Annotated in this window: 17 protein-coding genes, 1 tRNA gene and 2 pseudogenes; 8 read left to right on the top strand and 12 right to left on the bottom strand. The window is 60.5% G+C overall.

Annotation, left to right across the window (positions count from 1 at the left end):
• Positions 1-40 precede the first annotated feature (40 nt).
• Positions 41-862 (bottom strand): type I methionyl aminopeptidase, encoded by an 822-nt coding sequence (gene map / locus GR183_RS02695; protein ID WP_160774200.1) that lies wholly within the window; start codon positions 860-862, stop codon positions 41-43.
• 203 nt (positions 863-1,065) lie between these two features.
• Between map and GR183_RS02690 the strand changes: the two genes are divergently transcribed.
• Positions 1,066-1,151: transfer RNA gene (locus tag GR183_RS02690), tRNA-Leu, on the top strand.
• A gap of 214 nt (positions 1,152-1,365) precedes the next feature.
• Positions 1,366-1,677, top strand: coding sequence for a hypothetical protein (locus GR183_RS02685; RefSeq protein WP_160774027.1), 312 nt, complete (start codon positions 1,366-1,368; stop codon positions 1,675-1,677).
• Positions 1,678-1,702: 25 nt separating this feature from the next.
• On the opposite strand, the gene GR183_RS02680 is transcribed toward GR183_RS02685, so the two are convergent.
• The 7 genes and pseudogenes from GR183_RS02680 to GR183_RS02650 form a co-directional block, all read right to left on the bottom strand.
• Positions 1,703-2,422 (bottom strand): LrgB family protein, encoded by a 720-nt coding sequence (locus tag GR183_RS02680; protein ID WP_160774026.1) that lies wholly within the window; start codon positions 2,420-2,422, stop codon positions 1,703-1,705.
• Positions 2,419-2,808: a CidA/LrgA family protein gene (locus tag GR183_RS02675; protein WP_160774025.1), complete on the bottom strand. Its 390-nt coding sequence runs from the start codon at positions 2,806-2,808 to the stop codon at positions 2,419-2,421. Before GR183_RS02675 ends, GR183_RS02680 begins: the two co-directional genes overlap by 4 nt.
• A 204-nt stretch (positions 2,809-3,012) precedes the next feature.
• Entirely contained in the window at positions 3,013-3,825 is an 813-nt protein-coding gene (locus tag GR183_RS02670; protein ID WP_160774024.1) for a class I SAM-dependent methyltransferase, read from the bottom strand.
• A 187-nt stretch (positions 3,826-4,012) separates the two neighbouring features.
• Positions 4,013-4,162, bottom strand: a pseudogene (locus GR183_RS02665) (L,D-transpeptidase); the annotation flags it as partial.
• 163 nt (positions 4,163-4,325) lie between these two features.
• A pseudogene (locus tag GR183_RS02660) lies at positions 4,326-4,673 on the bottom strand (L,D-transpeptidase); the annotation flags it as partial.
• A gap of 235 nt (positions 4,674-4,908) precedes the next feature.
• Positions 4,909-6,012, bottom strand: a complete 1,104-nt coding sequence (locus tag GR183_RS02655) for a branched-chain amino acid ABC transporter substrate-binding protein (protein ID WP_160774023.1) — start codon at positions 6,010-6,012, stop codon at positions 4,909-4,911.
• 207 nt (positions 6,013-6,219) lie between these two features.
• Positions 6,220-6,594, bottom strand: a complete 375-nt coding sequence (locus GR183_RS02650; RefSeq protein WP_160774022.1) for an SPW repeat domain-containing protein — start codon at positions 6,592-6,594, stop codon at positions 6,220-6,222.
• Positions 6,595-6,893: 299 nt separating this feature from the next.
• On the opposite strand from GR183_RS02650, the gene GR183_RS02645 reads away from it, so the two are divergent.
• The gene (locus tag GR183_RS02645; protein ID WP_160774021.1) at positions 6,894-7,865 is read left to right on the top strand and encodes an AraC family transcriptional regulator; all 972 of its coding nucleotides are present in this window, start codon (positions 6,894-6,896) and stop codon (positions 7,863-7,865) included.
• Positions 7,866-7,985: 120 nt separating this feature from the next.
• Here GR183_RS02645 and GR183_RS02640 read toward each other — a convergent pair whose 3' ends face one another.
• A complete protein-coding gene (locus tag GR183_RS02640) occupies positions 7,986-8,525 on the bottom strand; it encodes an FtsB family cell division protein (protein ID WP_160774020.1) in 540 nt (179 codons plus the stop codon).
• Between the two features lie 323 nt (positions 8,526-8,848).
• On the opposite strand from GR183_RS02640, the gene GR183_RS02635 reads away from it, so the two are divergent.
• Positions 8,849-10,006, top strand: coding sequence for a Shedu immune nuclease family protein (locus GR183_RS02635; protein WP_160774019.1), 1,158 nt, complete (start codon positions 8,849-8,851; stop codon positions 10,004-10,006).
• 481 nt (positions 10,007-10,487) lie between these two features.
• Here the strand turns inward: GR183_RS02635 and GR183_RS02630 are convergent, their stop codons facing one another.
• Positions 10,488-11,066, bottom strand: a complete 579-nt coding sequence (locus GR183_RS02630) for an OsmC family protein (protein WP_202395798.1) — start codon at positions 11,064-11,066, stop codon at positions 10,488-10,490.
• Between the two features lie 149 nt (positions 11,067-11,215).
• On the opposite strand from GR183_RS02630, the gene GR183_RS02625 reads away from it, so the two are divergent.
• The 3 genes from GR183_RS02625 to GR183_RS02615 all read left to right on the top strand — a co-directional run bounded on the left by GR183_RS02625 (position 11,216) and on the right by GR183_RS02615 (position 14,199).
• Complete coding sequence (locus GR183_RS02625; protein ID WP_160774018.1) at positions 11,216-12,259, top strand: GlxA family transcriptional regulator; 1,044 nt, start codon at positions 11,216-11,218, stop codon at positions 12,257-12,259.
• A 338-nt stretch (positions 12,260-12,597) separates the two neighbouring features.
• Complete coding sequence (locus GR183_RS02620) at positions 12,598-13,131, top strand: flavin reductase family protein (RefSeq protein WP_244313582.1); 534 nt, start codon at positions 12,598-12,600, stop codon at positions 13,129-13,131.
• Between the two features lie 54 nt (positions 13,132-13,185).
• The gene (locus tag GR183_RS02615) at positions 13,186-14,199 is read left to right on the top strand and encodes a P1 family peptidase (protein ID WP_160774017.1); all 1,014 of its coding nucleotides are present in this window, start codon (positions 13,186-13,188) and stop codon (positions 14,197-14,199) included.
• 102 nt (positions 14,200-14,301) lie between these two features.
• Here GR183_RS02615 and GR183_RS02610 read toward each other — a convergent pair whose 3' ends face one another.
• Positions 14,302-17,787 (bottom strand): indolepyruvate ferredoxin oxidoreductase family protein, encoded by a 3,486-nt coding sequence (locus GR183_RS02610; protein ID WP_160774016.1) that lies wholly within the window; start codon positions 17,785-17,787, stop codon positions 14,302-14,304.
• A gap of 159 nt (positions 17,788-17,946) precedes the next feature.
• Here GR183_RS02610 and GR183_RS02605 point away from each other — a divergent pair, with 159 nt between their 5' ends.
• A complete protein-coding gene (locus tag GR183_RS02605; protein ID WP_160774015.1) occupies positions 17,947-18,426 on the top strand; it encodes an Lrp/AsnC family transcriptional regulator in 480 nt (159 codons plus the stop codon).
• Between the two features lie 16 nt (positions 18,427-18,442).
• Here GR183_RS02605 and GR183_RS02600 read toward each other — a convergent pair whose 3' ends face one another.
• Positions 18,443-19,693, bottom strand: coding sequence for an NAD(P)/FAD-dependent oxidoreductase (locus GR183_RS02600; protein ID WP_160774014.1), 1,251 nt, complete (start codon positions 19,691-19,693; stop codon positions 18,443-18,445).
• Between the last annotated feature and the right edge of the window lie 17 nt (positions 19,694-19,710).

Here is a 19,710-nt window from a genome sequence, read left to right as displayed (position 1 = left end):
ATAAACAGGACGCGCTCCGGATGCGGAGGGATTTTTCCGCCTAAAAGTCCGGCTTGTCCATACCCGAAGGCGAATAGGTAAAGACTTCGCAACCATCGGGCGTGATGCCGATGGTATGTTCGAACTGGGCGGAGAGCGAGCGGTCGCGGGTTACCGCCGTCCAGCCGTCGGCAAGCACCTTCACGTGCGGCCGGCCGAGATTGACCATCGGCTCGATGGTGAAGATCATCCCCGGTTTCAGTTCCACGCCGTCGCCCGGCCTGCCGTAGTGCAGGATGTTCGGCGTGTCGTGGAAAAGCCTGCCGACGCCGTGACCGCAGAAATCGCGCACGACCGAGCAGCGCTCGGCTTCCACGAATTCCTGGATCGCCGCGCCGATGTCTCCGGTCGTGTTGCCGGGCTTGGCCGCCGCGATCCCGCGCGTCAGCGATTCGTGGGTGACGTCTATCAGCCGTTCGGCCGCGCGCTTGATGCGGCCCACCGGGTACATGCGGCTTGAATCGCCGTGCCAGCCGTCGACGATAAGCGTCACGTCGATATTGACGATATCGCCTTCGCGCAGCGCCTTGTCGTTGGGGATGCCGTGGCACACGACGTGGTTGACGGACGTGCAGGTGGATTTCGTATAGCCACGGTAGTTCAGCGTGGCGGGAAGCGCGCCGTGGCGCATCGCGAAATCATAGACGTAATCGTCGATTTCCTGCGTCGTCGCGCCCGGCTTCACAAGGCTCGCCAGTTCGTCGAGGCAGGTCGCCGTCATCTGCCCGGCCTTTTTCATGGCCTTGAAATCCTCAAGGTCGTAGAGGCGGATCTGGCCGGTGTTTTTCAGCGGCAATGTCGCCGCGTCCGCATAGGTCACCATCACGTCTTCATTTCCAGCTGTGTGGGCTGCGGCTTCGCGCCCGAACCCGATCACTGACATATAAACGCAAATGAGCCGAAGTTCAGCGTCGGATCGCAAATTTATGCGTGGGCGGTAGCGGCAATTCACGCTCGGCCCGCTCTGGAAGGCTTGACGTGAGGCCTGCGGCATCTGAAAAAAGCGCGGGCTGCATTGCCATGCACGCGGACGTGGTGGAATTGGTATACACAGCAGACTTAAAATCTGCCGCCGATAAGGCATACGGGTTCAAGTCCCGTCGTCCGCACCAGCCTGCCCCATCACAATCAGGCATTTCCACCCCCGTCATGACCGGGCTTCACGGCCCAATGTCGCAGCGGCTGCAATGCCTTGGCCTGCATCCTGTAATTGCCAAACGGGCGAATCTCTGCGTTAATAGTTAATGTAAAGTAAATATGCCTCCGGTCGAAAAGGTCCGCGGGCCCGACAAATGTATGAGTACTGCGTTACAGGGAGTGCAGACAATGACGAGCCGCATTTCGAAACTTGCCCCCGCGCTGGCGGTGGCTGTATTCGCCTCCGCGCCGGCCTTTGCCGATAGTTCCACCTTCCGTATCGAGACCGAGCCGCATCGCGGCGCCGTGGTCACCATCGAGGCGGGCGTCAGGGTGTTCCGCGGCATGCCGCCGGTGGAGCGCGTGGTTGTCAATCCGGGCGGGCAGACGCCGCTTGCGCTTGAGCTCAAGCAAACGACAGTCAACGAAAACCGCAATTCCTACAATTATCACGACCACCGGTATAACCGGTATATCCGCCGCTATACCTGGGACGATTGAGCCCTTCAGGCGTTAGGTCGCGGACCTAGAATAAAAGCCGCCACAGGAGCGGCAGCAAAAGCGACGTCGCGAGCGCGTTGAGCCCCATGGCGAGGCCGGCGAATGCGCCGGCCAGTTCGTTGACCTGCAACGCGCGCGCCGTGCCGATCCCGTGAGAGGCGGTTCCGAGCGCAAATCCCCTTGCCGCCCAGTCCTTCACGCGCACGAGGTTAAGCACGAGCGGGCCGACGGCGGCCCCCAGTATGCCGGTCAGGATCACGAGCACCGCCGTCAGTGACGGCAATCCTCCAAGCTGCTCCGATATGCCCATGGCGACCGGCGCGGTCACGGATTTCGGCGCGATCGACACAAGCGTCGCCTGCGAAGCGCCAAGAAGCCACGCCGTGCCGACGGCAGTGAGGATCGCGGTCAGCGTTCCCGCGATCAGGCTGACCGCGATGGCGAGCGCGGATGTCTTCACGCGTTCGATCTGGCGGTAGAGCGGCAGCGCCAGCGCCACTGTCGCCGGACCCAGCAGGAAATGCACGAACTGCGCACCCTCGAAATAGGTGGCATAGGGCGTGCCGGTGCCCGCCAGCAGAGCGACGAGCAGGATCACCGCGATCAGCACGGGGTTTGCCAGCGGGTGCATTCCCGCCTTGCGCGACGCCCAAAGCCCCGCCTGATAGGCGATCAGCGTCAGCGTGAGAGACAGGAGCGGGCGCGCGGCGAGATAGACCCAGATGTCTGCAAGCTGTCCCGTCATCGCGCCTCGCCCCCGCCGCCATCGTCATGGGGGCCGGCATCGCCTTCGGCCTTTGGGCGTTGCAGCGCGTTCATGACGAGCGCGGTAACGGCGATGGTCGCAGCAGTGCTGACAAGAAGCGCCACGGTGATGGGCAGGGCTTCTCGCCCGATCAGCGCAACATGCAGCATCACGCCGACGCCTGCCGGAACGAATAGAAGCGCAAGGTTGGAAAGCAGCGCGCCGCCGACGGCGGCAAGCGGCTCCGGGATACCGCCACGCACGATCAGCCCGCCAAGCAGCAGCACCATGCCGATGACGGGGCCTGGAACCGGCAGTCCGGTTACCGCGACCAGAAGTTCGCCCGCAAGCTGGCAGGCGAAGATGAGCGTCAGCGCACCCAGCACAAATCTTCTCCCAGGGCATATTCCGTCAAAACCTGATCGTCCTTACGACAGGAATATGCTCCAACGCATTGAAACCGTAACGGCTTCTTATCACGAAAGCGAACCCGCCTTCATTGAGAGCGGGCTCGGGTCCGGACCCTTTGATGGCGGTTGGCGGATGTCCGCATTCGACCGACAGTGACCGGGCGCCGCGCAGGAAGGCGTTCAGGGGCGTTGCGCGGTAAAAACAGTCGCCTCGAGCGGCATCACGAATGGCTCGGGGCCGAAGCGGTCGTCGAATTCCGCGATGAGGGCCTTTAAAAATTCATCCGCATCGACGCCGTCTCGCTGGCGAATCTCCTCGATCAACGGGTTTCCAAACACGATTCCCCGGGCAAAACCTGCCACGTCCGTCACAGTCTTTCGCAGCGTAATCGTCTCGTGCTCGATCGCCGTCAACCCTGCCGCCTGCAGATCCGCCCGCACGGCCTGCAGGTCGTGATAGGAGAACGGCACCAGGTAGAAGCCGGGCGGATCGTCGGGGAAGAAGCGCGCCCCGACATCGTAGGCACATTGCGAAAAGGGATTGGCCGCATTGGTGCCCCAGACGTTGAAAATGTAACGCCCACCGGGTTTCAACACGCGCGCCGCTTCCTGATACGAAACGATCTTGTCGGGGAAGAACATGACGCCGAACTGGCACACGATCAGGTCGAAAGCGGCGTCATCGAATGGCAGGTCCATAGCGTCGGCCGGCATGAACTCGACCCGTTCGCCGTCGCCGAACTTGCTCCGCGCCACTTCCAGCATTGGTGGATTGAGATCGGTCACCACCAGGCGCACATCGGGAGCCAGGACGTCGCGGAGTTTCCTGCTGACGATGCCGGTGCCTCCCGCCAGTTCCAGCACGCTGGCCGCTCCGGTTGTGCCGGCACGTCGGGCAAGGTCCTCGCCATAGTCGTGAAAAATGTTCGGCCCGAGGCCACCGTCGTAATTCTCGGGGATGCTTCCGACAAATTGGCTGGCCACTTCGCTCATGAAACGATCTCCCATGCCGTTTTAGGGCCTGGATCCCAACCTGAATGAAATTCTCAAGAATCTGACTCTGTTCCTCAAAATAAAATAAGCCACGCAAGCGATTCTTACGCAAAGAAAAACGGCCGTTCGGAAAACGGCCGTCAAAGTCGAAACACGTGAAACAAGTCTGTTCCTGTTTTTACCCCGGTCAATTGACGGCAATTACCGGCGTTCGAACTTTGACCCTTTGGAACAGGTCGGAAATATCTTCATTGTGCATCCTGATGCAGCCGTAGGACACCGCGCGGCCGATCGATCGCGGTCGGTTGGTGCCGTGGATCGCGTATTGCCCGCCGGCTAGTCACCCGAATCTGAAGTTCGTCTCAATGCCCGGCATGCCCTGAACGAACTTCAGATTCAAAAGGGTGACTAGCGAATGTATGTTTCTAGTGTGGTTTTCGGATTTGAAATACGCTCCGGCGGCGGCTGCAATTGTGAGGCGTACTTCAAATCCACCACACTAGCGTCATCGCCGCAACACCCATCGGGTTGTTCGGCGCGCCTCCCGCGATCAGGTCCGGCAGATGCGGCAGGTCGCGTTTCACCTCTGCAGGCGGCGTCCATGCCGGCTTCACGTATTTGGCGGTGATATAGGTCCTGCCCGTCCACACCTTGCCGCGTTTTCCCACGGCCACGCGATAGGCAAGCGCTTTTCCGCCGCGCTGCACGAGGTAGAGCCTTCGCTCGGAATTCTTCACCAGGATCGTGCCTGGCTTCACGTTGCCCGCCTGAAAAGGCACCTCGACGGGAGCCGCCAGCACCTTGCCACTCAGGAGGGTGACTAAGACAGCGGCATAGACCGCCACCATGATCCAAATCAGCTTTTGAATACTCACGAACATGCCCCTGCCGCCGGACCTTGATTAACAGGGAGTTTACGCAATCGAAGAACCTTTGAAAATCAATGACCTGCGTTATCGTTCGTTAGGGTTATCGCGCAGGATTTGAGAGAAAATCGCGAAAAAACGAATCAAAACGCATTCCGGCCGAAAACACCGGCGAGAAATGCAATCGTAAAATCTGCCAATACCCTGAAATGATAACCTATTCGGGCACCGCCCGCCCGTCGGCCCAGCGGTAGACGGCATAGCCATCGCGGGTGGAGTCGCCCTTGTCGTCGAAGGTAAATTCGCCGAGAACCGTATCGAAGGTCGTCCCGTTCATCGCCTCGACGATTGCCTGAAACTCCGTCGAGCCGGCCTTGCGGGCTGCCTGCGAGATCGTTTCCAGCGCTGCATAGGTGTGGAGCGTGTAGCCTTCCGCCGTCCTGCCTTCCTGCTGCAGGCGGGCGACGACCGGAACGGCGGCCGAATTGCGGATCGGGTCCGCAGGCAGCACGATCAGCGTTCCTTCCGCCGCCTTTCCCGCGATCACGCCGAATTCCGCCGCCATCAGGGCGTCGCCGCCCATGACCACGGCATCTTCCAGCCCGCGCTCGCTCATCTGCCGGCGGATGACGGCGGCCTCGGCGTGATATCCGCCGATGAAGACGGCCTCGACGCCCTCCTGGTTCAGCATGGAGACGAGCACGCTGTAGTCGTTGCGCCCCGGTTCGTAGCTTTCGTAAAGCTCTTCGCTCTTGCCGGCGGCTTTCATCGCCGTGCGCGCGGCATCCGCCAGTCCCTTGCCGTAGACCGAGCCGTCATGGACGATGGCGATGCGTTTGTCGGCGAATTCGCGCGCCATGAATTCGCCGGCCGTCACGCCCTGCCCGTCGTCGCGCCGGGCAATGCGGAAGATGCCGGGCCCGGGGCGTTCGTCGGTGTAGGCGTTGTTGGTCGTCGCCGGCGAAATCTGGATGATTTCCTTGTCCGCATAGACCCTGGAGGCGGCGATCGAGGCGTTGAAGCATACGTGCCCGACGACGAATCTCGCGCCCATGCCGACGAACTGGTTGGCGAGAGCGAGCGCTTCTTCTTCCGTGCATTTGTCGTCCGCGATGCGCAGGACGATCTTTTCGCCGTTGATGCCGCCGTCCGCGTTTATGTCGGCTGCAGCCAGTTCGGCGCCCGCGCGCATCTGTTCGCCGAAGGCCGCGAACTGTCCGGACATGGGTCCGGCGACGCCGATGACGATCTCCGCCTGCGCCTGGCCTGCGAGCAGTATCGCAAGAATTCCCGTCAATCGCGCCAGGCTACGCACACTCATCGTCAAGAACTCCGGTCGGCTCGTCGCTGTCAGGGATTATCCACGCATTTGGCCTGTTAGACCATCCGCGCGCGCCCGTCGACCGGTCAATCGCAAGGAAAGGCACGAAAAAGCCGGCTCCGGAGCTTTTCCGGAGCCGGCTTGCAGAGACGGGGCCTGCGGCCCACGCGATGACGGGCAATGGCATCGCGTGAGCGAAGGCTTCCCTTAGCGAGCCATCGCCATGGCATCCATGGCCGGCTTGTGCAGGCCGACGACGATGCACACCGCGATGCCGTTCGCCCAGTAGTACCAGGCGTCGATGCCGGTAAAACCCAGCACGAAGGGTGCTGCGAGGAACGTCACGCCGACGAGACCGTCGACCAGAAGATGGAACGAATAGGGCAGAACCCGGATCAGGCCGGTTTCATGGTCGGTGAGCACGGTGAGAATGAAGGCGGCGACGCCGGTGATGACGGCAAGCCACATGGCCATCGGGTTGGAAGTGCCAAGGCCGAGGATGAACGGCATGGCGACAAGGCTGACGGCGACCGGATAGTCGAGCCAGGAGTGGATTTTCTGGGTAACGAAACGAAGAGCCATTGAACGTGTTCCTTCTTGTGTTCCAAGGGGCCAATTCGGGCATTCCGGGGATCGGGCCGGGGATCGGGAGGTCGGCCGGACAGGCGCCACAATGCGTTCGCTCCTACGTCTGGTCCATGTGCGAAAAGTCGGCATTCTTGATCGATCGTCCGGCCATGATCTCTGTTTCGTGATCAAGGCGTTACCAGAAACCGTTTAGGCTCCGGTTCAGTGAATTTTGAGTGAGGCGGCGCCTGCAGCGGCAATCGGGCGCCGGCAGATCCGGGCCGTGGCCGTTCTGGCGTCCGAGGGAGTATCCGATGGGCGATGATGCGTTAAGCCAGATCCTGAAAGCGTTGCGGCTGCGCGGCTCGGTCTATTTCCACACGAACTTGAGCGCGCCGTGGGGCATCAAGGTGCCCTCGCACGGCAATGTGGCGCGCTTTCACATGGCCATTCGCGGCAGTTGCTGGCTGCGTGTCGACGATGTGGAACAGCCGATCCGCCTTGCGCCCGGCGACATCGCCGTCATTCCCCATGGCGCGGCCCATGTCCTGAGCGACCGGCGCGAAGGCAATGCCACCGCGCTTGACGAGGTCCTCTACCAGACGGGCTATGCCGGGTCGGGCGAGCTTGTCTTCGGCGGAGAGGGGGACGAGGAAGCCTGCAAGCTTCTTTGCGGCCATTTCGAGTTCGACGACAGCCTGCGACATCCCCTCCTCGGTTCGCTGCCAAGCTACATGCATCTCGCCGACACGCGCACCGTCAACGGTTACTGGCTGGAAGCGGTCATGCGCTTCGTTTCCTCTGAAATCGTGGAGGACAAGCCGGGCGCGGATGCGATCGTCGACCGGTTGACGGAAATCGTCTTCATCCAGGTCCTTCGTTCCTATGTCGACAATGCGGGCGATTCCGCGGGCTGTCTTGCCGGTATCCTCGATCCGAAGCTTGGCCGCAGCCTTTCCCAGATCCACCGCGATCCCTCCCGGCCCTGGACGGTCGAGACGATGGCGCAGGAGGCCGGCATGTCGCGCACCGTCTTCGCCGAACGCTTCACCGGGTTGATGGGCATGACGCCCCTCAACTACGTGACTTCCTGGCGCATGCACCTGGCGCGGCGCGACATTGTCGACACGCAAAACCCGCTGATCGAGATCGCAGAGCAGGTGGGTTACTCTTCCGAGGCTTCGTTCAACCGCGCCTTCAAGCGCCAGTTCAACGTCACGCCCGGCGAAATGCGCCGCTCCGCCCACCGCCCCTTGCAGCAGGTGACGTCAGGGGCGGCGGGTTAAACGGCGCGAAAACCTGTTTCCCCCTCACCCGACGCGTTCCGCGTCGACCTCTCCCGCCAAACTCGGGTGTTCCCGAGTTTGGAGGATGAATGGCGAAGTCGGGGTCTGACAGCAATGTCACTACTGCGGCGCTAACGAACTACAAACGTCCAATGCGCTTTGAACAGTGGCGAGTTCATTTCGGGCGGAATTGACCGTTCGCAGCACTGCCGGATAATTAGCGGGATTTATTCCGCTCGAGCCTCCTGAACAGCTGCGTTCGACCAGAGATAAAATCTTGTCGATCTCACTTCGGGCCGTGGAATACGCCTCGATAGCGGCTGATACCGTGTCTGCTTGGCTGGAAGTCATCAGGAATCGGTAAGCATGGTTCCATCGCTCTGCCTGTGACAAAAGCTTGGCGTTCTCCGCCTCCAGTCTTTCGTTATCCTTCGTCAACGCTTCTACTTGTTGCGACACGTCGGCAACGTCAAAAGATCTCCGCAACCATTCACTGGCTAGACCTAGTAAGCACACGACGACTGAAAACGCCAAGAACCAGCGCACATTTGATGCGGCAGCAGTAGTCAGCTTCGGTTTTGAAAGCAATCTGAACGCGAGGAACGCTAGCAAAAATCCAAGACCAATTACGCCATAATTCAGTATCGTAGCAATATCCATGACTCATCTCCAAAAATGTATTTTGAAAATAAGATACCACTATAGCTTCAACTGTTCCGTGTGCCAAGTGCAACCTTGGGTAAAGCGACCACACCTAGGAAGAGTATAGCTTCAGTTTGGCGATGGGGCTTTTGCGCAGGGAATGTGCAATGCGCGCAAAAAGGGTGAGCCAAAACGGATATATGCTATTCCTTGCATTAAGGACAATAGGACAGCGGAGCGGATCGAACTTACTAGCAATTCTGCCAAGTTAGGAATGCAGCCAGTGTCATGAGGCACAACACGGCTTATTTTTTATGAAACAGTGAGGTCGGAAGTAGCTCATGAGCGAAGACGACGAAAGATTTTTTTGGCTTCGTAAGGAAGGCAAGACGTACCTCAGTAAGGTCTTTACACATGGAGCGATTAACGAAGAGCGTTTGCGATTGGCTTACGCCGTGTTTGAAGGGACTGAACGTGCTGTTCTAGGCGAAGTCGAAGGGGCTCTCTGTTTGCGCCTTACCGGCAATCAGCGAAAGACGCAGGTGACGGCACTCATTAGCCAAGATAGCGCATCCATCAAGCGGGTGACGCTGCAAACTTTCAAGTCCCGAGTTGGCAATTGGTATCAGGGCGACGAAAAAGACGCCTTCACTTTCAGGTCTGACGAATTTGAAAGGCTCCTAGAATTTCTGAATCGCATCAAGTTTATCGACCTGTCTAATGAAGACCGGTTTCAGGTAGAAGACATATCCGTCGCAGATGGGCCCAAGATCATCACGGATGCCACCGATCGCGCACTCATAAACAAAATCAAGCAACTCGATGCTTCCGAGCGCGAGCGCCTGTTCCGATCACTCCACACCGACCTGACGACGGAGGAAATCAACCTCCTCTTGGGTCGCCGGCAGGCGCTTGAAGAGTTCAGTGTCCACCTAGAGGAAGGCGATTGGTCTGAAACCAATTGGCAAGACTTCTTCGAAAGGGAGAGTTGGGTTTTCGGCTACGGCCTCGACTACCGAATAATGAGGCCTTTCGACCGAGAAATGGTTGTAGGTGCAGCGGGCACAGACAATCGTAATAAGCCAACCGTTGATTTCCTTATGAATTTCACTGACTACACGGTACTTGTCGAAATCAAACGGCCGGACACTCCCATATTCCAGACTAAGAAGTCGGGGCGCGCAGGCACTTGGCGATTCAGCACGGCGTTTATGGATGCAATTTCGCAAGTCCTTGAGCAAAAGGCGGAGTGGTTAAGTGCTGCTCAAACCGGCGAACATTTTGACAAAAGCGGCACCCGCCGCCTTGAGGCTCGAACACGCGATGCGAAAACAATCCTTGTTATTGGCAATAGCTCAGAGTTCGATCAGGCTGGTAATCTCCGTGATGCAACGGTTAAGCGCGACACGTTCGAACTGTATCGTCGCGACACCCGCACACTAGAAATTCTCACTTTTGACGAATTATTCGATCGCGCAAATTTCATTACTAGGGATTAGGCTTCAACTGATGACACCTCAACCCCAACCCGGTACAGGGACAATTTTCGCCCCTTCCGACAAATCACCACACGGCTGCCGGAACTTGCCCTAATGGTGCATTCCCCAATGACCACCGCACCGCCCCACCACCCCAAAAAAAGCCCGCTCCGGACGGAACCCCCATCCGGAAACCGGCGTTGATCGCAGGCGAAACCGCCTGGCGATGTTAGGGTCTGGACCTATAAAATTGATGCAAATGGCACCGGAAACGGCAAAGAGATGCAAGGAGAAGGGCGCGGAGCGGGTTGGCCACCCGTTCAAGCCCTTCGACGCGGCAGGTCAAAGCCGTTTCGGTGTCTGGAAGATATGGCCGATTTGTCCGGCTACGTTGTCGCAAGATCTGGAAAACCGGACGGTTTCCTGAGCTCTTGCTCCTCGTATCCAACCAAATCGGCTCATACCATTTCCGTCAATTTTATAGGTCCAGACCCTAGCGCACTCAGGCGCGGCTCAGCTTCACCGGAACCGGGCGGCACACGGTGTTGCAGACCGGCGAATGGGCTTCCGCATAGCGCATGAGGTCTTCCAGCTCCTCATCCGAGCAAGCGGCATCCACATGCATCCTGATGCGGATTTCCTCATAGCCCGGCGACACGCTGTCATCGAGGCCGAGCAAGCCGCGCAGGTCCATGTCGCCCTCAAGCTCCGTCGAAAGCGAGCGGATTTCGATGCCGCGCGCCATGGCGTGCAGCACGAAGGTCGTCGTCACGCAGCCTGCCAGCGCATGCAGCAGGTACTCCACCGGGTTGCCACCCTCGTTGTTGCCAAGCAGCACCGGCGGTTCGCCGTTGGTGAATTCGAAGGCCACCTTGCGCGAGTCGTCTTCCAGGCCCGCACCGTAGAAATCGCGGATCGTGGAGCGGTTTTCGCCGCCGCCGACCCAGGTGTTCTTCGCCCGGAACTGAAAGCGGGCAAGGCTTTTGTCCGCCTTGATCGCTTCGATCGTCTGCGTCGCCGCCATGACGTCGAGGCCGTTCAGCGTCGTTTTCATTTCACCGGCCATCGGTTGCACGGTCATTTCAATTCTCCTTGTCGCTCGTCGGTTTGTGTCACGCCACGGCACGTATTCCCTTGCCGCGACGCTATATGGATAAGGCTCGACAAGACGTAACGGCAGTTCGATAATCGTCGGAAACGATCCATTCGTGCCACGAAAGCGGATGCGCCATGGCGCACAAGCAAGACGGGGACATTGAAACGCTCATCCTCGCCCTGCCGGAGACTGCGGGATCGGCGCTTTACGGCATGATCGACGTTCTGGCGGCGGCAGGCCGCCTGTGGCAGGAAATGGTCGGGACGGAGATGAGCGGAAAAAGCTTTCGCACGCGCATCGTCTCCTTGCGCAAGAACACATTCCGCTGCGGTAACGGCATTCCCGTCCATCCGGACGTTGTCGTTCGCGACGATCCGCCCTGCGACATCCTCATCCTGCCCGAACTCTGGCTGGCGATGGATGAGGACCTGTCGGGCCGCTATCCGGAGTTGATCGACTGGATCCGTGCGAAATACCGCGCAGGCGCGCATCTTTATTCCGCCTGCTCCGGGTCCGTCCTGCTTGCCGCCACGGGGCTTCTCGACGGGCGCGAGGCGACCTCCCACTGGGCCTATGCCGATCTTTTCAGGACGCACTATCCGAAGGTGCGTTTTCAGGCGGAGCCGAACCTCGTTTTCGCCGACCCCGGCGGGCGCATTGTTACGGCGGGCGGGGCATCATCGTGGCATGATCTTGCCCTTCACATCATCGCCCGGCATCTCGACCCGGAAGAAGCGCTGAGGATCGCAAAGGTCTATCTGCTCAAGTGGCACGGCGAGGGCCAGCTACCCTACGCAAGCCTCGTTCGCTATCGCCCGCATGCGGATTCGGTCGTGCGCAAGGTTCAGGACTGGCTGGCCGAAAATTTTGCGGAGCCTGCGGCGGTCACGCAAGCCGTTTCCCGATCCGGCATTCCCGAACGGTCTCTCAAGCGCCGTTTCGGGGCTGCGACCGGATCGACATTGATCCACTACGTGCAAAATCTTCGCATCGAGAAAGCAAAACGCATCCTGGAGCGCGAGAGTTGCCCGAGCGAAGATGTTGCCGCACGCGTGGGCTATGAAAATCCGGCCTTCTTCCGCCGTCTATTCAAGCGCTCGACGGGCCTGACACCTGCCAAATATCGAAGCATGTTTCGCCCCTTCCGGCAGGACCATCACGCGGAATTGGCCGAATAGCGTTTGTTACGATTGCCTTGGCCATGGATCACGGGACCACGCGCAATATATTGAAATTCATCAGGGCGTGCTTGCAATCTGAGCGGTTCGTTAATCCAATACACGCCGTTCCACGATGTCGCTTAACCGGACCGTAAGCGTCGTTACGTAATGATGCATTGCGCGGCCTTTTGGTTTAAGCCGGTCAAAAGGCTAGAGCATATCCCGCGAAATCAGGATCGGATTTCGCGATGAGGATATGCTCAAGATATAGATTCTGGAGCGATTTCTTGTCACGAAAGCGATTTCGCTTTCAGGGCAAGCGCTCTAGCGATAGCGCGGAGACCGGGGGAGAGGGTATGACGGTCATGCGGACACTGCGGCAGGAAGATACCGCCGAAGCGACGGGCAAGCCGCTCGACGCCGCCGCGTTTCGCGAGGCGATGAGCCGGATCGGCGCCGCCGTCCACGTCGTCACCACCGACGGTCCGGGCGGGCGCATCGCCGCCACGGTTTCCGCCGTCTGTCCCGTCACCGATACGCCACCGACGATCCTCCTTTGCGTTCACCGCGATGCGCGGCTCAACGCCGGCATCCGCAAGAACCGGGTATTGTGCCTCAATACCCTGCCCGCCAGCGCACAACACGTTTCCGATGCCTTCGCCGGCCGCAAGGGCTTTTCCATGGACGAGCGTTTCGCCACCGCGTCCTGGCTCACGCTTGCCACCGGCGCTCCCGTCATGGAGGGCGCGCGCGTCGCGCTCGATTGCGAGGTGACGGAGATCCTGGAATCCGGCACCCATTCGGTCATCTTCGGCCATGTGGTCGCCACCAGCCTCGGCAATGCCGAAGGCGCGCTCATCTATCTCGACCGCGATTACCACAAGCTTTGACGCGCCGCCCATTGCAGACATGCAGGCTGGGCAGGCAGGCCGGCGGAAACGAATATGAGCGAGCTGCGCAATCTCATTACTGACGTTCCGGGCCTTCGCGTCGGCAATGCCGGCGACGAGAAGCTCAAGTCCGGCGTCACGGTCGTCCTGCCGGATGAGGCGGCGGCGGCCTCCGTCGCGATCCACGGCGGGGCTCCCGGCACACGCGACGTTGCCCTTCTGGAACCGGAGCAGACCGTGCCTGCCGTCGACGCGCTGGTGCTCTCCGGCGGCTCCGCCTTCGGTCTCGACGCAGGCTCGGGCGTTCAGGCGGCATTGGCGGAAATGGGGCGCGGCTTCGCGGTCGGTCCGGCACGCGTGCCCATCGTTCCCACCGCGATCCTGTTCGATCTCCTGAACGGCGGCGAAAAGGACTGGGGACCGGACAACCCTTACAAATCCCTTGGCCGGCAGGCGCTGGAAGCGGCCCTTTCCGGCAAGGGACAGGACTTCGAGACCGGCACGGCGGGTGCCGGCATCGGCTGCACCACGGCAAACCTGAAGGGCGGGCTCGGCTCCGCCTCGGCCCGCACGAAATCGGGCGCCACCGTCGGCGCGCTTGTCGCCGTCAACGCACTCGGATCCGCGACCGTCGGCGACGGCCGGCACTTCTGGGCGGCCCCCTTCGAGCGGTCATCGGAATTCGGCGGCCTTGGCCTTCCCTCACCACTTCCCTCCAATACTTCCGAAATCCGCACCAAGCTCGATACGATCTCGCCCGGCGCCAATACGACCATCGCCGTCATCGCGACCGATCTTGTCCTGTCCAAGGGTGAGCTGAAACGCCTCGCCGTCATGGCGCATGACGGTTTCGCCCGCGCGCTCTGGCCTTCCCATACGGCACTTGATGGGGATCTGATCTTTGCGGTCTCGACGGGCAAGCGGGGATTGGTCGATCCGCTGGCCGAGCAGGTCGAACTTGGTGCCCTCGCGGCAGCGACTATGGCGCGGGCGATCGCGCGAGGAATTTACGCGGCGACAATTCGGGATGGTGACGTGAAGCCGTCCTGGGCTGAACGTTTCGGATGAAACGGCGCCGAAGGAATTCTCTTTCACCCGCAAAGGCATCGAAATTACCTTTTCGGGCGTTTGCGGAATTCTCCTCGGCGCCTCCCCTTTGTGCGGTTCCGCTTATTCGGCGGCGTCCATGAAGACGCCCTTCTCGTGCTCCTTGTCGAGCCGGGCGAAGAGATCGGCGCGCTTTGCCGCCGCCTTCTCCATATTCGCTTCCTTGATCGGGCCGAACCCGCGCACGAGATCCGGTACCCGGGCGATTTCCACCAGAAGCCCGTAATTCGCGGTGCCGATCAGGCCTTCGATCTGCTTCACATCGCCCGTGTAGCTTTCGATCAAGGCCCGTTCGGCCTTGCGTTCCGCCGTTTTCGCGAAGATGTCGAGTGCAGTACCGCGCAGGCCCTTCAGCTTCGCAAGCATCCGGAAAGCGGTAAATATCCACGGCCCGAATGCGCGTTTTGCCGGGCGGCCGGTCTTCGGATCGAGCGTCCTTGAAACTAGCGGCGGCGCCAGCATGACCGTCAGTTTCTTCGGGTTGGCGAACTGAGCGCGCACCTTCTTCTCGAACTCGGGATCGGCGTAAAGCCGCGCGACCTCGTACTCGTCCTTATAGGCCATCACCTTGAAGAGGTTGTCGGCTATCGTTCGAGTCAGGCGCATCGTTCCGGGGCCAAACTCCTGATCCACCAAGTGAATTCCTTCCACCAGCTTTGCAAAGCGTTCAGCATAGGCCGCGTCCTGATAAGCGGTTAGTTCAGCTTTCAGGAAGGCGATCCGCTCATCGAGATCCATCTGCTTCGGCCCTTCGTTGCCGGGCAGCGCCTTGACGATCTTTTCCGGAGAAACCGCCAGAATCCGGCCAGCGCGGAAGGCGCGCAGGTTATTCTTCACCGCCGCACCGTTCAGCATGATCGCGGTTTCCACCGCTTCCAGCGTCAGCGGCAGGCGGCCTGCCTGCCACGCCATGCCAACGAGAAGCATGTTGGCGTAAATGGCGTCGCCCAGCAGCTTTTCGGCGATGCTCGCCGCATCCACGGCAAGATAAAGCGGACAGGCTTCCTCAAGCGTCTTTTGCATGCGCATCTCGTCGAAGGAGAGCGTCTGCTTCATGACGAACTCCGCCGTGGGCGCGACGCGCGTGTTGGCGAAAGCGCCTGTTTTCTTGCGGTCGATCAGGGCCAACTGCTCGGCGTTGGTGGCGACCACCATGTCGGTCGCAAGCAGTACGTCGAGGCTTGCGGTCGGTACGCGCGGGCCTTCGATCGCCTTGTCGGCGGCAGCGAAACGCACGTGCGAGGTCACCGGCCCGCCCTTCTGGGCAAGGCCCGTCATGTCGAGTGTCGAAGCCTGCTTGCCGTCCACATGGGCCGCCATTGCAAGCACGGCAGCCGTCGTCGTCACACCCATGCCGCCGATCCCGGCGATCAACAGGTTCTGCGTTGCGCCAAGCGCCGGTATTTCAACGTCCGGCAGTTCGGCCAGAAGCGCATCGATATCGACGCCCGAGCCCTCGGATTTGCGCAAGTCCGCGCCTTCTACCCACACGAAAGAGGGGCAGAAACCCTTCACGCAGGAGAAATCCTTGTTGCAGCTCGACTGGTTGATGCGCCGCTTTTCGCCGAATTCGGTCTTAACCGGCTCGACGGCGATGCAGTTCGACTGCACCGAACAGTCGCCGCAGGCCTCGCAAACGCGGTCGTTGATGAAAAGGCGCAGGTCCGGATCGGGAAATTCCTTGCGCTTGCGGCGGCGGCGCTTTTCGGCCGCACACGTCTGATCGTAAACGATCACCGAAACGCCTGAATATTCCTGCAAGTCCTTCTGGATACGCATCAGTTCGTCACGATGCGCAACCCCCGTTCCGGGCGCGAGATCATGGCGGCCGATGTATTTTTCCGGCTCGTCGGAAATGACGAAAAGGCGCTCCACGCCTTCCGCTTCGAGCTGGCGGGTAAGCTGCGGCACCGTCAGCGTGCCGTCGAGCTTCTGTCCGCCCGTCATCGCGACGGCGTCGTTATAGAGGATCTTGTAGGTGATAGAGACCTTGGACGACAGCGCCTGGCGGATCGCCAGGATGGCGGAATGGAAATAGGTGCCGTCGCCCACGTTCACGAACACATGCTTGTCGTTGGAAAACTCCGACTGGCCGACCCAAAGCACGCCCTCACCGCCCATGGCGATCTGGCCGTCGGTCGTGCGCCCCGGAATTTCCGTCATCGCATGGCAGCCGATGCCCGGCATCGCGCGCGCGCCTTCAGGCACGACGGTCGAGGTGGAATGCGGGCAACCGGAGCAAAAGTAGGGAACGCGGGCCGCGCGTTCCGCGTGGCCTTGCGCCCACATGGACTGCTTGACCATGCGCTCGGTAACGGAACGCATGTCCGGCGTGACGAAATCGCCGGGCAGGAAACGCAGCAGCCCTTGCGCGATTTCCTGCACCGTCAGTTCCAGAACGTCGGAAAGGAACGGAGCGCCGGCCGGCGTCTTCTTACCCCAGATTTCGGGCCTTGCCCGCTCCTCCCAGCCGTAGGCGATATCCTTGATCTGGCCTTCCATGAAGGCGCGCTTGTGCTCCACGACCAGAAGCCGCTCGATCCCGCGCGCGAACTTCGAAAGGCCGACCGGCTCCAATGGCCAGGGCATGGCGACCTTGTAGATCGCAAGGCCGATCTCGCGCGCCTTGCGCTCGTCGATGCCCAGAAGATCGAGCGCCTGGCGCAGGTCGCGATAGGCCTTGCCGGTCGCGACGATGCCGATACGCGGCTTGATCGCTCCGAATGCGACATGATCAAGCCGGTTGGCGAGCACGTAGGCCTGGGCCGCCGGAATGCGGACGTCACGCAGAAGACGCTCCGTCTCCATGCGGTTGCCGAGCAGGAGAACGCGGTTCAGATCCTCGTCCTTGCGCGGGTCGCGGTCTTCGGGCCGCACAAAACTCAGCCGGCCCGGATCGACGGAAATCGTCGCCGAGGCGTCCATGGTGTCGGCAAGGCAGATAAGCCCGCTCCAAAGGCCCGCGAATCGTGACATTTCCAGCCCGTGGAGGCCGTAGTCGAGCACTTCCTGAATGTCGGAGGGGTTGAAGACCGGCATTTCCACATGCTCGAAGAAATATTCGCTTTGCGCCGGCAAGATGGAGGATTTCGCGAGGTGATCGTCGCCCGCGAGCGCCAGCACGCCGCCATGTGCCGCCGTGCCGCTGGCGTTCGCCTGGCGCAGGACGTCGCCCGCCCGGTCGACGCCGGGCGCCTTGCCGTACCAGATGCCGAAAACGCCGTCGAAGTCGGAACCCTTGCCGTGCTGGCTCACTTTTTGGCTGCCCCAGACGGCGGTTGCTCCAAGTTCCTCGTTCACGCCGGGTTTGAAGACGATATCGGCAGGTTTCAGGTGCTTTTTCGCACGTTCAAGCTCGCTGTCGTAGCCGGCGAGCGGCGATCCGCGATAGCCGGAAATGAAGCCGCCTGTCTTGAGATTCCCCTGCCGGTCGAGCCGGACGCGATCAAGCGGCAGACGCACAAGCGCCTGTATGCCGGACAGATAGACCCGCCCCGCAACGGCCAGATATTTGTCGTCCAGTGTAATCGGCTTCGTAATGGCGTTCATCGACGGCCTCCTCTTCCGTCGCAACGCGGACGCACAATTGACGCGCTTTGCGACCGAGAATTCTTTCGATCTTAATCTCGTTCTTTTTGAGGGGGATTTCTGTGCTATCCTGCTACCCTCCACCCCAAAAAGCGGAATGTTTATTCAGCCGATAGGCCAATGAGCGAAAAAATCCTCCTCGATCCGTCGGACATACGAGTCCTTCGGATTCTCCAGCGTGACGCTTCGTTATCCATCGCCGAGATCGCGCGCGAGGCCGGCATGAGCCAGACGCCCTGCTGGCGGCGCATCAAGAAACTCAAGGAAACCGGCGTCATCCGTCATATCGTCGCCGTCGTCGACCGGGAGGCCGTGGGCCTCAGCTTTGTCGCCTATTCCTTCGTCAAGCTCACGGTTCCGAGCCGCGAGAACATGGAAACCTTCGACAAGTTGATCCAACGGTGGCCGGAAGTGGTCATCTGCGAACGGATCACGGGCGCCGTCGACTACCTGCTCAAGGTCGTTGCCGACGACATAAAGCATTACGACGATTTCCTGCGCCTCAAGCTCCTCGACAACACGCTCGTCTCCGACGTCCAGTCACGCATCGTCGTCCATACGGTCAAGGATACCGCAGCTTTGCCCTTGCGGGAAAACTAGAGCGCAGATTGGGGGTTTAAAGGCGGAATCTCAGCGGCGACAGCGGGGATGGATCGGTGAACGGTTCTTCGTCGTTCATCAGCTGCGCGAGCAGCACAGCCGTCGCGGGCGCCGTGGTAAGGCCATGTCCGGCATGGCCGAAATTCAGCCATAGCCCCTCATGACCTGGCGCATGACCGACCACCGGCAGGCTGTCAGGAAGAAGCGGCCTTGCTGCAAAGCACAGCTTTTCCTGAACTTCACGACCAAGCGGAAATACCTTCCGCACCGCCTTCAGGTTACGGCGCAGTTGAGCCGTCTCGGGCTTCGCGTCGAGGGACGTGAAATCGTGCCCCGTCGTAAGTCGCAGGCCCCGCTCCATCGGGCTCAGAACGTAACCCTGCTCGACATCGTGGATGGGACGCCTCAGGCTGACGCCTCCGTCCGGCCGGAAGTGGCGATAGTAACCTCGCGACGCCATCATCGGAAATTCGATGCCGAGCGGTTCCAGAACCTCCGGCGACCACGCGCCCAGCGCAACTACGACATTGTCAGCGCTCGCCCTGCCGTTAAGCGTGTTCACCGTCCAGCGGCCGCCATCCCTTTCAAGCGATCGCGCGTCGCCGATTTCGACCAAACCGCCCACATCGCGAAAATGCCGGGCATAGGCCTTCGTCAGCCCGCCGGGGCTCGACACCGAGAGGCTTTCGGGAAAGTAGAGCGCCCGGCTGAATTCACCGGCGTATAGATTGGGTTCGAGCGCGGAGAGACGCTGTTCATCCAGGTCTTCATAGGTCGTGCCGAAGATCCTTGCGAAGTGAAGCTCAGAATCGATTTCTTCAAGCCCGGCATCGCTTCGGTAGAGCTTGATCCATCCGGAGGGGCGAAGGAAACGCTCTGCGCTTGCGCGTTTGGCAAGGGCCTTGTGCTCGACGATCGAAGTGCGCTGCAGCGCCGCCATGGCATTCGCATAGCGCATGCCATTGTCCCGCTCCGATGTCTCGCGCAAGCGCCTTGCCCAGGTAAACAACTTCGAGAAAACGCGCGGATCGTAGCGATACCGGGGCGATGCGTTGAAGACGGCGCCCATGAGCCTGAGCGGATCGTCCGGAAAGGAGAAAGGCAGAAGGCCCTCGCGCATCAAAACGCCGGCATTGGCCCGCGAGGCTTCGTCTCCGGGGCGTCCACGCTCCACGACCAGCACGTCGCGCCCGCTCATGCGCAGGTAGATCGCGGCGGTAATGCCGACGATACCTCCGCCCAGAACGATAACGTCGACTTTACGCACCTATTCAGAGCCTTGCC

Source organism: Stappia sediminis, from assembly GCF_009826895.1.
In the GTDB taxonomy this organism is placed as follows: domain Bacteria; phylum Pseudomonadota; class Alphaproteobacteria; order Rhizobiales; family Stappiaceae; genus Hongsoonwoonella; species Hongsoonwoonella sediminis.
The sequence above is the reverse complement of the archived record's forward strand: the minus strand, read 5'-3'. Positions and strand labels throughout refer to the sequence as shown.